This window comes from Methanobrevibacter sp. (assembly GCF_045646205.1).
In the GTDB taxonomy this organism is placed as follows: Archaea; Methanobacteriota; Methanobacteria; order Methanobacteriales; family Methanobacteriaceae; genus Methanocatella.
Genome location: NZ_JAZRKF010000013.1, coordinates 1 through 18,452 on the forward strand (window position 1 = coordinate 1; position 18,452 = coordinate 18,452).

Genomic DNA, 18,452 nt, shown 5'->3' on the forward strand with positions numbered 1-18,452 from the left:
AACCCAAGTAGTGTAGGTTTCATTAGCAGCCAATTCCTTAATGTTCCAAACGATCAATTGATTATTTCTAGTGTAATTACCTCCAACATTGACAATTTCAAATGCATTATTTAGCTCATCAGTAATATTAACGTTAGTAGCACGAACAATACCGTTATTTTTAATAACAACAGTAAAGTTGACTAAATCATTAACTAAAACTGAATTATTATCAGCAGTCTTGTTGATTGAAAGCTCTGGTAAGAATACTTCAATAGTATCATTAGCAGATTTGTTAGTACTGTTTTCATAACAATTTACAGTCACAACATTAGTAAAGTTACCTTTCACAGTGGTTCTAGCTTTAACAGTAACGTTCACAGATTTGCCAGCTCCTAAGAACGGAATAATTTGTGTTAAATTACCATCAGTTAATTGTAAACCAGCAGGAAGAGCATCTACAACGGAAACGTTAGTAGCATTGGATTTACCAACATTAGTAATTGTAATTGTAAACTCAACAATATCACCAACACCGTAAATTTCACCGTCAGCAACTTTAGTAACGTTTAAAACAACGTCATATACAGCAGTAACAGTGTCATTATCCTTAACAACAGTTGTGTTTTCAGTACAATTTGCACTAGCAATGTTGTCGAAAGTACCATTGGTTTTAACTCTAACCTGAACCCAAGTAGTGTAGGTTTCGTTAGCAGCCAATTCCTTAATGTTCCAAACGATTTTTTGACCATCCCTAGTGTAATTACCTCCAACATTGACAATTTCAAATGCATTATTTAACTCATCAGCAATAATAACGTCAGTAGCGCGAACAATACCGTTATTCTTAATGACAACAGTAAAGTTGACTAAATCATTAACTAAAACTGAATTAACATCAGCAGTCTTGTTGATTGCAAGCTCTGGTAAGAATACTTCAATAGTATCATTAGCAGATTTGTTAGTACTGTTTTCATAACAATTTACAGTCACAACATTAGTAAAGTTACCTTTTCTCGTGGTCTTAGCCTTAACAGTAATCTTAACAGTTTCATTAATTCCTAAGAACGGAATAATTTGTTTTAAATTACCTTCATAAAGCTCTAAACCAGCAGGAAGAGCATCTACAACGGAAACGTTAGTAGCGTTAGACTTACCAACATTAGTAATTGTAATTGTAAACTCAACAATATCACCGACACCGTAAATTTCACCGTCAGCAACTTTAGTAACGTTTAAAACAACGTCATATACAGCAGTAACAGTGTCTTTATCGTCTTGGAGTCTTGGTTCCTCAGTACAGTTTACATAAGCAACGTTATCAAATGTACCGTTTTTAATAACTTTAACTTGAACCCAAGTAGTGTAATTCTGCTCAGGAATTAAAGTACCGACATTCCAAACGATTTTTTGACCATCACGTGTGTAATTACCGCCAGCTGCAACAAACTCGAATGCGTCCAATAAAGTATCATAGATTGTGACATTAGTAGCACGAAGACCACCATGATCACGAATAACGATAGTAAAGTTAACTAAATCATTGACGAGCACGGAATGTACGTCAGCGGTTTTATTAATCTTAATATCGGTTAAGAATACTTCAACAGTAGCATTATCAGTTTTAACAGTATCGTTTTCATAACAGTTTACAGATACAACATTTGTGAAGTTACCTAACCTTGTGGTCATAGCTTTAACTGTGAATGTGTAATTAGCGCCAGGTTCTAAAAGATTTACAACATGGTTTAAATCACCTGCAACTAAAGTTAAACCGTCAGGTAATACGTCTGTAATATTTACTTTAGTAGCGTTGGACGGACCATTATTAGTAACAACGATAGTGAAAGTCACTATATCCCCAATAATAGTATCATCATAATCAACGACTTTAGTAATGTTTAAAACGACTTCATATCTAGCAGTAACAGTGTCATTGTCCTTAACAACAGTTGTGTTTTCAGTACAATTAGCACTAGCAACGTTATCGAAAGTACCATTGGTTTTAACCCTAACTTGAACCCAAGCAGTGTAGGTTTCATTAGCAGCCAATTCCTTAATGTTCCAAACGATTAATTGATTATTTCTAGTGTAATTACCTCCAACTTTGACAATTTCAAATGCATTCACTAACTCATCAGCAATATTAACGTTAGTAGCACGAACAATACCAATATTCTTGATGACAACAGTAAAGTTGACTAAATCATTAACTAAAACTGAATTATTATCTGCAGTCTTGTTAATCACAAGCTCTGGCATGTAAACAAATACAGTCACGTTAGCGGATTTATTAGTACTGTTTTCATAACAGTTAACAGTTACCACATTAGTGAAGTTACCTATTCTGGTAGTCTTAGCCTTAATAGTAACATTAACAGTCTTATTAGCTCCTAAGAACGGAATAATCTGAGTTAAGCTACCTTCATAAAGACTTAAACCAGCAGGAAGAGCATCTACAACAGAAACGTTAGTAGCATTAGACTTACCAACATTAGTAATTGAAATTGTAAATTCAACAATATCACCAACACCATAGATTACTTTGTCTGCAACTTTAGTAACGTTTAAAACAACATCATATCTAGCAGTAACAGTGTCATTATCCTTAACAACAGTTGTGTTTTCAGTACAATTAGCACTAGCAATATTATCAAATGTTCCATTGGTTTTAACTCTAACCTGAACCCAAGTAGTATAGGTTTCGTTAACAGCCAATTCACCAACATCCCAAACGATCAATTGATTATTTCTAGTGTAATTACCTCCAACTTTGACAATTTCAAATGCACTCACTAAATCATCAGTAATATTAACGTTAGTAGCACGAACAATACCAATATTCTTGATGACAACAGTAAAGTTGACTAAATCATTAACTAAAACTGAACTGTTATCCACAGTCTTGTTAATCACAAGCTCCGGTAAGTAAACAAATACAGTCACGTTAGCGGATTTATTAGTACTGTTTTCATAACAATTTACGGTTACCACATTGGTAAAGTTACCTTTCCTAGTTGTCTTAGCCTTAACAGTAACATTAACAGTCTCATTTACTCCAAGGAATGGAATAGTCCGAATCAAGCTACCGTCAAACAAGGTTAAGCCATCCGGTAAAGTATCATTTACAAAGACTTTAGTCGCATTGGACGGACCGTTATTTGTTATTGAAATTGTAAATGTAACAATATCTCCAACACCATAGATTTCCTTGTCTGCAATCTTAGTAACGTTCAATATAACAACCGGTTTTACATAAACACTGGCGTTATCGAAAACAGGCGTTTTATTTTCCTTACAACTTGCATTAGCATGATTTGTTAATGTTCCGTTTGTAATCGCTTTTAATGTAAGATTAAATGCGTAGGATTCACCCGGTTTTAATACGCCTATGTTTAATATACCTTTTGCTGGGTCATATCCAGAAGCATTGGATGAAACAAATTTGAATCCTTCAGGAACTAAATCGTTTACAACAACTTTTGTTGCGTTCAATTTAGCATTGTTTGTTACGTTAACTACGAAAGTAATGTCTTCGTTAACATAGAATGTTCTGTTATTGACTACAGTCTTATTGATTGTTAAATTGATTATAACTACTTCGTAAGGAACTGTGAAATTATTGTTTGTATAATTCCATTCTTTTTCAACACATGAAGCGTTTACGGTATTGTTGAATACACCAACTTTTAAAGTCTTGAATACTAAAGTTAATGTTTCGCTGGTACCATTTGCCAAGTTAGCAATAGTCCATGTGTTTGTTGTAGTGTTATATACTCCATTTGAAGCAACCACACCAGTTAAGTTTAATCCTTGCGGAAGTATATCTTTAACAGTTACGTTTGTTGCATTTGTTGCGTTTTTAGCATTACTTACTGCAATTGTGAAAGTAATTTCATCACCTAAAAGGACAATGCTATCTGAAACACTTTTTGTGACATTAATATCAACGATTGGTTCAACCTGGAATATGTTTTGAGTAATAATCCATTTGTAGTTTCTATCTTCTGGGTGGTAAGCCAATATGGAATAGTTTCCAGGAGTTAATCCCACAAGATCGAATGTGTTGTTACCATACAGGTCAGTTAAGACAGTTCTATTATCGATTAGTTTAGCCTCAGCGAATGTGCGGCCTTTATATACCTCAACTACCATTGGCTGATATCTTTCACGTGAATCTTGATATAATTTGCCTTCTGTAGCACCTAAAACAGGATGTGTATTAGTTGCAGGTGTTCTTTCAATTTTAGATTCATCATCGTCAATAATATAGCCCACATTATTGAATGTAACGTCATTGACGCCCCTAGCATTGTAGATAGCGTTCAATAGGTTATCTCCAGCAACATAGTTGTAAACATTGATGGAAACGTTGTCTCCATAGTATGCTTTTTCCGGAGTAGCATTTACTTCCAATATGTATGACCATGCCTGATTCTTAATGAATAAGCCATTATTGAATGATGTGCCTGATGCGTCGTTATATATTGCAGATCCGTTACGAGCTGTGTTGTCATTGAATGTATTTGAGTTGATTTTGTTATTGTTTCCGTCAACATAAATTGCTCCACCTAAACCGTCATCATCAACACCTGTGATATCCAGGTAAGCACCTAAAAGACCAGGAGTAGTTTGAACGATTTCAGTTGATTCATTAGTAGGTACCGCATGGTTTTTATAGAAGTTTGAACCTTCTACGACATTGCTTTGACCACTAATATAAACAGCTCCACCTTTAGTTTTCTTATTTGTTCCTTGAGTATTTAATCTTAAATCGTAAGTCGCATTGTTGAAATTAAAGTTGGATCCGGTAATCTTATTATTTTTACCGGCAATATATGCTGCACCACCTTCAATTGCATTGTTGTAAGTGAAATCTGAAGTTGAAATTGTTAACTCATCGTTGTTGATATATGCAGCACCACCTTGAATAGCTTCATTATATATGAATGTAGATGGCCTTACATCACCATCAGTACCGTTGGTAAATATTGCTCCACCACGATTTGCAGTGTTGCGTACGAATGTACCTCCAATACTTACAACAGAACCTTCATGCCAGTTGATTGCACCTCCATCTTCTATAGCAGTGTTATTTTCGAAGTATGAATTTGTAATAGTTACGGATATTAAATCATCGTGAGTACAGTTTTGTAAATAGATTGCACCACCGTTTGTAGCATTATTTGAAATGAATCTGGAACCTGAAATAGTTCCTGAAATTCCGGACCATGATACAGCACCACCTTTATCAGCAGTGTTATATGTGAAGTTGGAATCAGTAATCCTACCTACGTGACCAGTCCATGATACAGCACCACCGTTTTTACCGGCGGAGTTGTTGTCAAATGTTGAACTTGCAATCCTACCATTAACAGCACCTTCACCCCAGTCAATAGCACCTCCGTCATTTACAGCTGTGTTATTGAAGAATTTGGAATTTGTAAATGCTGTTTTTCTGCATTGAGTTGTACCGATACTACGTAAGTATACAGCACCACCGCTATCAGCAGCTGAGTTGTTTTCGAATATGGAATCGTCTACAGTACCATCGGAACCAGTCCAGATGATAGCTCCACCGCAACCTGAATTTCCATAAGTACCTGGAGCGGTACCGTTAGCGCGGTTACCTGTAAAGTTAGAGCTTTGTATTGTACCTTTTTCACCATACCAGAATACTGCACCACCGTTAGCCTTAGCAGAATTGTCTTCAAATACTGAATTTTCGATTTTACCATTGGTTGCACCTTTGTTCCAATCAACCGCACCACCATTAACATCAGCAGTGTTATTGAAGAACTTGGAATTGGAGAAAGTAGTATTATCACAGTTACCTGAATCCAAATCTCTTAAGTAAACCGCACCACCACTATTAGCAGCATGGTTATCTTCAAAGATACAGTCATCAACCAAACCGTGAGAACCTGTCCAAATAACAGCTCCACCCATACCAGAATCACCATAAGTACCAGGAGCGGTACCATTAGCACGATTACTGGTGAAGTTAGAACCTTTAATTAAACCTTTTTCACCATACCAGAATACAGCACCACCATTAGCCTTAGCAGAATTGTCTTCAAATACTGAATCCTCAATTCTACCGTTGGTTGCACCTTTATGCCAATCAATTGCACCACCGTTAACACCAGCAGTGTTATTGAAGAACTTGGAATTGGTAAATACGTTATTATCACAGTCATTAGCAGTTAAGTTTCTTAAATAAACTGCACCACCGTTAGCTTCTGCATAGTTGTTTTCAAATATACAGTCATCTACAGTACCGTTGGAACCAGTCCAAATTACAGCTCCACCCATACCAGAATCACCATAAGTACCTTGAGCAGTACCGTTAGCACGGTTATTAGTGAAGTTTGAACTTTGGATTGTACCGTTTTCACCATACCAGAATACAGCACCACCGTTAGCTTTAGCAGAATTGTCTATAAATGTAGAGTTTTCAATTCTACCGTTTGCAGCACCTTCATGCCAGTCAACAGCACCACCGTTAACACCAGCAGTGTTATTGATGAACTTGGAATTGGAGAAAGTAGTATTATCACAATGATTGGTCTCTAAATCTCTTAAGTAAACTGCACCACCATTTTTGGCAGCATAGTTATCTTCAAAGATACAGTCATCAACTATACCGTTTGATCCGGTCCAAATTACAGCTCCACCCATACCAGATTCGCCATAAGTACCTTGAGCAGTACCGTTAGCACGATTACTGGTGAAATTAGAACCTTTTATTGAACCAACATCCCCATACCAGAATACAGCACCACCATTAGCTTTAGCAGAATTGTTTTCAAATACTGAATCTTCAATTCTACCGTTGGTTGCACCTTTATGCCAGTTAACGGCACCACCGTTAACACCAGCAGTATTGTTGATAAACTTGGAATTGGTAAATACGTTATTATCACAGTCATTAGCAGTAATGTTTCTTAGATAAACTGCACCACCGTTTTTGGCAGCATAATTGTTTTCAAATAAACAATCATCCACAGTACCATTGGAACCAGTCCAAATAACAGCTCCACCCATACCAGAATCACCATAAGTACCTTGAGCAGTACCGTTAGCGCGGTTACCAGTGAAGTTGGAACTTTGGATTGTACCTTTTTCACCATACCAGAATACAGCACCACCATTAGCTTTAGCAGAATTGTTTTCAAATACTGAATCTTCAATTCTACCGTTGGTTGCGCCCTGATGCCAGTCGATAGCACCACCGTTAACACCAGCAGTGTTATTGATGAACTTGGAATTGGTAAATACGTTATTATCACAGTCATTAGCAGTTAAGTTTCTTAAATATACTGCACCACCGTTTTTGGCAGCGAAATTGTTTTCAAATAAACAATCATCCACAGTACCATTGGAACCAGTCCAGATTACAGCTCCACCCATACCGGAATCACCATAAGTACCAGGAACGGTACCGTTAGCGCGGTTGTCAGTGAAGTTTGATCCTTTAATAGTACCATTTACACCATACCAGAATACAGCACCACCATTAGCCTTAGCAGAATTCTCTATAAATGTAGAGTTTTCAATTTTACCGTTGGTTGCGCCTTTATTCCAATCAACAGCACCACCGTTAACACCAGCGGTGTTCTTGATGAACTTGGAATTGGAGAAAGTAGTATTATTACAGTGACCAGTGTCCAGATCTCTTAAGTAAACTGCTCCACCGTTTTTAGCTGCATAATTGTTTTCAAATATACAATCATCTACAATACCGTCAGAACCTGTCCAGATTACAGCTCCACCCATACCGGATTCGCCGTAAGTACCTTGAGCAGTACCGTTAGCGCGGTTATTAGTGAAGTTTGAACTTTGGATAGTACCTGAACGACCATACCAGAATACAGCACCACCGTTAGCTTTAGCAGAATTGTCTTCAAATAATGAATTTTCTATTTTGCCGTCAGTAGCACCTTCATCCCATGTAACAGCTCCACCGTTAACATCAGCAGTGTTATTTATAAATTTGGAATCAACAAAGGTATTATTGTTACAATCAGCACGACCTGCGACACCACGTAAGAACACAGCACCACCACGGTCTTTTGCGTAATTATCTTCAAATGTACAGTTATCCAATTTGCCGTTAGAACCTGTCCACATGATAGCACCACCGTCTCCGGCGTTACCCATCATAGATTGGGAAGTTCCGTTAGCACTATTGTTTGTGAAATTTGAATCTTTAATAATTCCTCCTTCGCCAAACCAGAAAATAGCACCTGCATTAGAAGCAGCAGAGTTATTTATGAATGTACATTCTGAAATTTGACCGTCAACACAACCTTCAAACCAATTGATTGCACCACCATTGATGGATGCGATATTGTTAATGAAGTTGCATCTGATGAAATCAGAATCTGTTGCGTTTTCTAGATAAATTGCCCCACCTAAACCTTCCATATATGTGAAGTTTGTTACGGAATTTCCGGTGAAGTTACAATCTATAACATCGGTATTGTTAACTACGATAAATATTGCCCCACCTTTAATAGCGGTATTTGAATCAAAGTTACATTCTGTAATTGAAGCATTGTTACCTTCTACATAAACTGCACCAGCACCAATACTGTTAGTCGGATTTGTTGCAACAGCATCGTTATTAGTGAAATTACTTAAAGTAATATTAATATTTTCACCAACAATGTGAATTGCACCTGCAGTTGTAGGCATTTTAGTTAAATTTTCATTTAAGCTGTATCTTAAGCCGTCGTGTGTTGCCTGGTTTTCCTCGAATATTGAGCCTTTAACCAAACTTTGTGACCCGTCGATGAAACCTACTCCTCCTTTAATAGCATAGTTTTTAGTAAAGTTGGAATCGATAATGTTAGTATTATCACCTTCTAAGTAGAAAGCTCCTCCTTTAATAGCCTGGTTATCTTCAAATGTGGAATTTACAATGTAATCGTTAGAACCATTAACAGCAATAGCTCCTCCGAGACCACCTTTTTCAAAAACACCATAAGCAGTGTTGTTAATAAATTCAGAGTTGGTTACATAAATACTGTTACCCGGTATGTGAACAGCTCCACCCATAGTAGTCAATTCTTTTAATTCCTGAGAATTTAAATTGAATCTTAAATCGTGGGTTGCAGAGTTGTTATGGAACAGAGTATGATTGAATACTGCGTCTGAGTTTGCAATATAAACAGCTCCACCGCGTATAGCATTGTTGTGAGTAAAGTTTGTATTTTCTACATCTTCAACAGTACCGTCGAAGTACAGTGCACCGCCGAGAATCGCTTCATTATAGTGGAAGTCGGATTCGGTAAGTGAAGTGTCATATCCGTGTACTGCTATAGCACCACCGTAACTTAAGTTATTTATACCTAATGCAGTGTTGTTGCTAAATGTACAATCAGTAATATTAGTTTGAGATCCTATAATATCTATAGCACCACCACTTATTTCAAGACTGCCTGTAGCACTTGTATCTAGACCATCTATTATGTTTGTTGCATTGTTGAGTGTAAATTCTGAATTAGTAATTGTTGTATTAGTACCTTCAATGTATACAGCACCACCTTGAATAGCAGCGTTATCTGAAGCACTTGAATCATCAATTATAATATGATTACCTTCAACATAAACAGCTCCACCTTTAACAGCCCTGTTTCTAGTAAAGTTCATTACAGTAGCAGAAATGGTATCACCATCAATGAATACTCCACCACCTAATACAGCCACATTATCAATGAAATCATCTTTATGGAAAGTAAGGTTTTGACCATCAATATAAATAGCACCACCTAAACCTTCAACACCACTATCAGTATATTTACCTACTGCAGAGTTAGCAGTAAATGTATTGTTCGTTACATTAGCATAACTACCTACAAGGTATATTGCACCACCCGCAGCAATCATAGAGGCATTAGCCCATACTTTATCTAAATCGTGTGTTGCATTATTGTAGGCGAATGTGGAATCAATAATTTTTGAGTAATTACCTTCAAGATATACAGCACCACCTTCTATAGCATTGTTGGCTGTAAATGAAGAGTTTACTATAGTAGTGTTTTCACCGATTAATTTAACTGCACCGGCATGTGACGCATTATTGTAGAAGAAAGTAGAATTGTCAATAACAGTATTCGTACCGTTAATATGTACACCGCCCGCATAATCAAGCGCAAGATTTTCATAGAATCTTGAATCCTTAATTACAGTGTTGTTAGCGACTAAATAGTAAGAAGTACCGTCAGGCAATACTTTAGTACCACCTACAATATCAATAGCACCGGCGTGACCATATGCAGTGTTGTTAATAAAAGTACAGTTTTCAATAAGGTTGTTAGTTCCCAAAAGTGCAATAGCTGCACCACTGCCATCCCTATATGGATGCTGAGAATGATTACCTTTTGCAACGTTGTTAACGAAGATACAGTCTTTAATGGTAATGTTACCATTGTGAGCTTCGATACCTGCACCGAATACGGCTTCATTACTGTCAATGTAGTTATTGGTAATAGTTGCATTGAAACCAATAATACAGTAAGCTGCACCGTGCACTGCATTGGTATTGTTTATGAAACGGTTGTTATCAAAACTTGCATTGAATGCTTCGTTCCAGACTTTTATACAGAAACCTAATGACCTTACATTTGAATCGAATTCCTGTCTACCTACATTATTTTCAAATAAGTTGTTATTTGCCCTAAACCCATAGAAAATTGGTCCCCAATCACTATGATTGCTGTCCAGTATCGGACCGCTTATAGCCATCATCTGAGATGCATTATTGCCTCTGAATGTACAGTTTTCAACAAGACCTCCAGAATATACTTTATTGGAACTGTCCTGAGAATCAGCAACAAATGCCATCCTTAAAATAGGCTGTTTAGGATTTAATGTGATATTTTGGAAAGTACAATTTATTACATTTGACTGATAATTTGATATTTTTTCATCACCGAAGAATATGAACGGCATTGAAGTATCTTCCCTATCAGTATTGAAATGATCTAAAGCATTGAAATTAATGATATTTAAACCTGTGATTGAAGAAGAGCCACCACTTAAATCCATAAGTATATGGGAAGCTCCATAGTCTGTTAAGTCTAAAGTTGATGTTAATCCGTCGTCTTTTTCATATCCACCATATAAATGGATAGTTACATTTAAATCTTTACCCCACCTATTTTTGAAGTAATTCCTGAATGTCAGATATGTGGCACGTGTATCGTCACTCCATGTAACATAACCGGTATTTATTGTACCTACACCAGCATCACCATATCCGCCCGTGAATGTCTGATTGTTCAGGTAAACATTCCATTCGGTAATTGGTGCTTTTCCACTCTTAAGGCTGGTTTCCATTCTTTCCTGAATTCCCCAAAAGACAAATTTGAAAAACCTGTCCAATGATGAAGTATCATAATAATAGGACAGCTCACCAACTTGACCAACCTCATATAAAGGCTGTTTTGGATTGAGTGTAATATTTTCAAATGTACAGTTTTTGATTAAAGCCTCAGGCATGTCACGAGGATTACTTGCATCACCTAACTTGATGAACGGAACGGTTGAACCCGGTTGCTCAGTAGCTGAGTGATCATAAACATTGAAATTCTTGAAATTAATACCTGTGATTGAAGAATCTGCAGTACTAAAGTCAATAATTGCGCAGTCTGCACCATAATTTGTTAAATCCAATGTTGAAGTCAGCCCATCGTCTTTAGTATAACCACCATATAAATGGATAGTTAACGCAACATTCTGGTTATAATTCATACCATTGAAAGTCAGATAACGAACACGAGATCCGGTTGGAGAGAGATAACCAGTTTCGATTGTACCTACACCAGCATCACCGTAACCTCCAGTGAATGTTTTGTTACATAAGAAAACATCCCATTCCTTAGGAGAATTACCGTGATCTTTCACATAATCCCTTATTCCCCAGTAAACAGCCTCGAAAAACCTTTTTAGAGGCACTTCATCTTTATCTACGTTGTCAGGATCGTAATCATAACCATAAATGAAGATACCTGGAGTATGAACCGCTCCCAAAATATCTTCACTACTGACACCAATCTTCAATAAATCATCAGAGCTTTGAGAAGATGCCTTTGAAACATCTGAGCTTTGATTATGTGAAGCTTGAAGGGACTGATTGGCGGATTGATTTAAATCATGATTAGGTATAACATCTGTAACTTGAATATTTTCAACAGTTAAAACATCACTTTGAGTTAAATTGTTATCTTCAAATGCGCTTGTCGCTTGAATTGAGCACAGAATAATAAATATAGCCATTATCACAATAAACGTCTTGCCTTTCATTTTCGATTTTCACCCCCTGATCCAGTTAATTTATAAAATGCGAATAAAAATTATAGGCGATAATTCTTATCCATTATAATTATAGTATATGTAAATATATATATTTTTTCAAAAATGCGCAATTTGTATGAAAATTAACTGAAAGTCTTATTTTTAGTTAAGGATTATGAAAAAAAATAATGAATGAACAAGTAAGTTTTTGGTTGAAAACTGAACGTAGATATGGAAAATTTTTGTTAAAATTTTTATACTAAAATATATATGAAAATAGACTGATTATTGTTCGATTTGTTGCGAACAATTGTGTTTAAAAAAAATTAAAGTTAAGGAGGTTAATCCCTAACCTGAAATGGTAATTTTGTTTGCTATATTCATTCCGTTGTAACTTGAGGTAATGATGTATACACCGGGCATCAGGTTGATGTTTAAGCGGGCAACACCATTGGCGTCGGTTGTTCTATTATAGAAAACACCGTTGACGTTAAATGTTACTTTCTGGCCTTCGTAAGGATTACCTTGACCGTCAAGGAGTTTCGCTTCAAACTTGGATCCGTCATGATATTTCATGTTCAAATCCTTGGCCTCAAGAACAGGCAATACCGTAATCTTATTTGAAACCGTGCACCCCTTATGCTCGGCGGTTATTATATACTCGCCAGGCTCAAGGTTGATGTTGAGCTTAACGTTACCAAATAAATCAGCGTAGCGGTCATAAAATACTCCGTTGATGTTGAACGTTACCTTTTCGCCAAGCCAGAGCAGTGAATCACCGTCAAGTTTAACTACATACTGTGAATCGTTTCTGTAATACTTGACCAGATCATGATTTTCAGTAATTGTTGGTGAAATTACAATTGTTGAAGCCTTCATCTCACCGGTTACAGGATTGGCTGCAGTGATGATATACTCACCGTGGTCCAAATTGATGTTTAGCTTTGCATAACCCTCAGAGCTGATTTTTCTTTCATACATCACTCCGTTGATATTGAAAATTGCCATGCCTCCGGTTAGATTATTTCCGTTCACGTCTAAAAACTGGGCTTCAAACGGCTCCGGACCCTTGCAGTATTTGTGCATATAATCAGAACTGGAAATCGTGGAGTAAACATTGACCAGTGAAACGTTTGTGCTTGGTGCGTAAGCGCTGTCGCCTTCAAATGAAACAAAAGCCCAGTACTGACCTGCATCCAGGTTGATTGCAATTGATGACTGGCCTTTGTCATTAGTGGTTCTTTTATATGTGACACCGTTGATTTTAACTGAGATTTCCTTATTTTTCAAAGGATTTGAGTTGGTGTCAGTCAATTCAAAGTATAATCTTTTGTTTTCACCGTAATTTTTTGAAAAGCTATCGACTTTTACAATCGTTTCCTCTCCTGTGGTGTTATAATCTGCAGGATAGATATTGAATGTCTGGGAGAGATATTTCGGATAGAAATTGTCATCGCCTGAAAAATCAAGCCTGACAGTATAGTTACCGGAAAACGGATAGAATATTGTGATATTTTTATCCTTGAAATTGAATATGCCCTCATATACTGGTAAGTCATCATATTGCATACCATGACCTGACCAGATTGAGTAGGATCCAGTAACTTCACCGTAGCCTTCAATTTCAGAGGAAATGTCAAAACTGATTATTAAATCATCCCCGATTGTAATGTCCTCAACAGACATTGTGAAATTGGAATCCCTTCTTACATGAATTGTCGCTTCGTCAGTGAGGTTATTGTAATAGCATTTTAAGAGATAATAGCCAACATCCAGACTGCTGTAGTCGATTTGAGCCTCCCCGTTTTTTGTGACACCGGTCGTGTTGATTAAAAGTTCATCGTCATCATAGACCTCAAATCTGACTATTTTATTATTTAATCCATAGTTCAAGTCTTCTTCTTTAAATACGTAATATTGATTTTTGAATTCATTATATGAAACATTTGTAAACGTCATGGTCGGGAAATCTCCCCAGTCAATGAGAATTTCAATCTGATGGTCTGCAATTCCGTCACTGCTTTTAAGATAGGCGATTCCGTCTTCGTCAATTTGAAGAGAATCCTTTGCCATATTATTGTTGAATAGTGAGTTTGAAATTGTAAAGTCTCCCTGGCCATAGATACAGATTGCTGCACCGCAATTTAAGGAATCATCACTAATAATTGAATTATTGACAAATTGTGAATTGTCAACTGAAAGCTGTGAAAAGAAGAGATGAATGGCACCACCTGCATTTGCGGTGTTGTTTATAAAGGTACAGTTTTCAATTATAATTTTTGAATTAACTGCCTCAATGGCTCCCCCTGTAGAGGAGTTGGCGTTGATGAAATTAATGTTTTTTAAAGTTACCGGTTTGGCGGTTAGAGATAGAATATTGAAAATTCTTCCACTATTTTTAGCGTCAATGGTGTGTCCGTTTCCGTCGATTGTCAATGATTTTGCGATTAAAATGCCTGATTTAGCAAAACCCCCATCGTAGGCGTAGTCGCTTTCAAGAGTTAGTGTTGAGCCATCCTTGGCATCAGCTATTTTCTTTTCAAGGTCTGTAAAAGTACCGCTGTCAGCACTTTCAAGACTTTCATCATTAGCTGATGTATCATCAACAGTCTGATTCATATCACTTGCCGAAACGCAAGCCATTGAACAGATTAATACTATCAAACACATCAGCGCAAGTATTTTTTTCATTTAAAATAACCTCCATTTATATAGTTAAAATTCTATCTTACACTGTATAAAAACATAATGATTTACGGGTTTTTTGGTGAAAAAAAATAAATAAAGACATAGCACATGATATTTTGCAATTTCGCAAATATTATATTATCCTCCACCAATATAACATCATGGAAAACAAAATCATAATTTCAATGCTTTTAATAATCATAGCACTGCTTGTTGTTTTGGGAATTGTAATGTTAAATCCATTTGATACAAAAACGGATTCCGTGATTGCAGTAACAAGCAATGATACATTATATGACGGAGATTATTTTTCCATTTCACTGGCCGATATTAATGGCACTCCCCTAACCAATCAGACAGTTGAAATAACAATTGTTGATGCAAATGGTGGTAAAAACCCCCAACAAGTAACAACTGATGAAATGAGAAATGGAATGCTTCAGTTAAACGGATTAACTGTTGGAGAATATACTGTTAACATTACCTATAGCGGAAATGACAATTATTCCGATTCCAGTTTGACTCAAAAAATAAGCATAAAAGAAGCTCAAAAGCAAACGGATTCATCATCATCTACTTCATCAAGATTTGCCGATGCACAATGGAGCAGAAGGTATTATTGGGATGATGGAAGTCCTGTCACCGGCGAAGTATATCTAATCACAACAAAGGATGGAGACCTTTGGACGTATGACAATGGAAAGTATTATCATGGGCCTAATTAATGAATTCCAAATATGATTGTTAGAATTCATTTTATAAAAATCTCCCATATTGTATTTTTTAAAAAAAAAGAGTTAAGGAGATTAATCCCTAACTTGAAATGGTAATTCTGTTTGCAATGTTTGAGCCGTTGTAGCTTGAGGTGATGATGTACTCGCCAGGCATCAGATTGATGTTCAAGCGGGCAATACCTGAATCATCAGTAGTCCTATCGTAGAAAACGCCATTGACATTGAAGGTTATGTTCTGGCCTGCGTAAGGATTACCTTCGCCATTGACCAGTTTAGCTTCAAACTTGGATCCGTCAAGATATTTCATGTTCAAATCCTTGGCTTCAAGAACAGGGAGTACTGTAATAGTGTTTGACGTCATCAAATCCTTATACATTGCAGTAATGATGTAAGTTCCAGGCTCCAGATTAATGTTGAGTTTAGCGTGACCTGTTGCGTTGGTGGTTCTTGTGTATAAAACACCATTGATGTTAAATGTCACGTTAACGCCTGCACCGACAGGTTTGCCCTCATCATCCAAAAGTCTTACGACATACTGTGAATCGTTTCTGTAATACTTGGTCAGATTATGATTTCCAGCGATATTGGAGAGTACCGTAACCACATTTGAATACATTTCACCGGAATTAGTGTTAATGGCAGTTATAATGTATTCGCCAGGATTTAAATTGATGTTTAATTTGGCAACACCGTCATCATTGGTTAATCTATCATAGAAAACGCCATTGATGTTAAAGCGAACCATGGAATTTGTTAACAGATAACCTTCGGTGTCTAGAAACTCAGCGTAGTACTGAGTTGCGTTTCTAAATGTTTTTGTAATGTTTTTACCGCTTACAGTTGATTTTACAGTGATTGATGATGGGACCTCCGAATCCCCGCACTTAACCGTTACATTATATTTGCCGCTGTTTAAGTTAACGGCAACTGAAGCGTAACCGTCGTCATTTGTTGTTCTTGAATATTCCTCACCATTGATGATTATGATGACTTTTTCACCTGAAACTGCCTTTCCGTCAATTTCACGCACGTTTACGGCAAAGCGTTCCTCACCGCCGCAATATTTAACGAGATATGGTGCTTCAATGACATATTGTCCTGAATAGACATTGAATATGGCACTACGAGAGCATCCCCACCAGTATTCGCTTTCAAGGTATTCTGCATTTACAGTATATGTTCCTGGAGTCAAATCAAAGAGTGCTAAATGAGCAGTGCCGTTTACTATTGGAACTACTTCTTTTTCACCATCGTTTATCCGAATCGTCACATTTCCAGTAATGTTTTTATCATTGAATATGGCAGAAATCATGACCCCCTCGCCTGAAGGAACTGCCGTTGAATTAAAATCCAGATCAAAGGCGGATGAAAATTTGTCAAGGATTACGTTGTTGTTTACGAATGTGGAGTATGTAATATCTGCATATGCTGCATAGCCATATATTGCATTATTTGCTATTTCATGTCCGTCTCCGCCAGTATTGTTTATAAAACTGGAGTATGTAACGTTAAGAGGTCCTAATGAGTGAATGGCTCCTCCGATATTTCCCTGATGATCCCAGTCGAATGCATCATTAGCTATAAAGTTACTTGAGTTAACACTTAAATCACCGTTGGCGTAAATTGCACCTCCGCCAAGCCAATGGGCAGCATTATCCGTAAAATTGGAATCCTCAACAGTCGCACTTCCCACAAAAAAGATGGCGCCGCCCTCTTCAGCGAAATTACCTGAAAAAACAGAATTTGATACCATTAAATTACCTCTTGAGTAAACTGCACCCCCCATTTCAGCGACATTATCTTCAAAAATGGAATCTGAAATATTCAAATTACCTTCTGAATAAATTGCACCACCACCATATTCATTATCATTATCTTTAAATCTGGAATTTGTAACTTCCATGTTGCATACAGAATAAATTGCACCGGTACTGTTTGTAAAAGTGGAATCAGAAATTTTTGAAACTCCACTTGAATAGATTGCTCCGCCATAAGCAGAACCTTCATAATCCCATCCCAAAATATCATTACTGTCAAAATTACAGTTAGCAACAGTTAAATCACCAGCAGCATAAATTGCACCACCAGAACCATAATTTGCGAAATTTTCCCTAAAATCAGAATCTTTAACAGTTAAACTTCCACTGGAATAAATCGCACCGCCATTATAATCATTGACATTTCCCTTGAAAGTAGAATTTATGACTGTCAAATCACTTTCTGAATAAATAGGAGAGATAGAATCTGTAAATATACAGTTATTAATGCTTAAAGTGTCAGTAGAATAAATTGCTCCACCAACACCATTATCTGAAACAGCATTGACAAATATAATATTATTTAAAACAACACCTGCAGCATTTATATTGAATATTCCTGAAGCAGACTTTGCATCTATTGTGTGGCCGTCACCGTCAACAGTGATGTTTTTGGAAATTGTAATGTATCCGTCTTTAAATGAATCTTCATAAGTGTAATTGTTTTCTAATTTTATTTTTGAGCCTTCATCGGCATTGTTAATTTTATCCTGGAGTTCGGCGAAAGTACCGCCGTCAGGACTTTGCATTAGTGAAATATCCTGATTTAAATCCTCTGCCGATACGCCAGCTATTGAGATAAATAAAATCAAAGACATTATTAAAAGTATTTTTCTCATTTTAAATAACCCCCATTTTACATTAATTTAAAAAATACCTAAATATAATTAAAATTTTATTAAAAGATGTATAAAAATATGACTATTTTAAA

Annotated in this window: 4 protein-coding genes; 1 reads left to right on the forward strand and 3 read right to left on the reverse strand. The window is 36.5% G+C overall.

The genetic code is table 11. From position 1 onward, the window contains the following. The coding region (locus ACKI44_RS02470) for a right-handed parallel beta-helix repeat-containing protein (protein ID WP_407421226.1) at positions 1–12,291 on the reverse strand (12,291 nt) is incomplete at its 3' end. 339 nt (positions 12,292–12,630) lie between these two features. Next, entirely contained in the window at positions 12,631–14,973 is a 2,343-nt protein-coding gene (locus ACKI44_RS02475) for a hypothetical protein (RefSeq protein ID WP_407421228.1), read from the reverse strand. A 158-nt stretch (positions 14,974–15,131) separates the two neighbouring features. Here ACKI44_RS02475 and ACKI44_RS02480 point away from each other — a divergent pair, with 158 nt between their 5' ends. Next, on the forward strand, positions 15,132–15,695 hold the full coding sequence (locus tag ACKI44_RS02480) for an Ig-like domain-containing protein (protein ID WP_407421230.1): 564 nt from the start codon (positions 15,132–15,134) through the stop codon (positions 15,693–15,695). Between the two features lie 88 nt (positions 15,696–15,783). On the opposite strand, the gene ACKI44_RS02485 is transcribed toward ACKI44_RS02480, so the two are convergent. Further along, positions 15,784–18,360: a hypothetical protein gene (locus tag ACKI44_RS02485; RefSeq protein ID WP_407421232.1), complete on the reverse strand. Its 2,577-nt coding sequence runs from the start codon at positions 18,358–18,360 to the stop codon at positions 15,784–15,786. Positions 18,361–18,452: the final 92 nt, after the last annotated feature.

Bases quoted from the DNA above. Each gene is read 5' to 3' on its own strand.
- ACKI44_RS02475 (WP_407421228.1), bottom strand. From the start codon at position 14,973: ATGAAAAAAATACTTGCGCTGATGTGTTTGATAGTATTAATCTGTTCA.
- ACKI44_RS02480 (WP_407421230.1), top strand. From the start codon at position 15,132: ATGGAAAACAAAATCATAATTTCAATGCTTTTAATAATCATAGCACTG.
- ACKI44_RS02485 (WP_407421232.1), bottom strand. From the start codon at position 18,360: ATGAGAAAAATACTTTTAATAATGTCTTTGATTTTATTTATCTCAATA.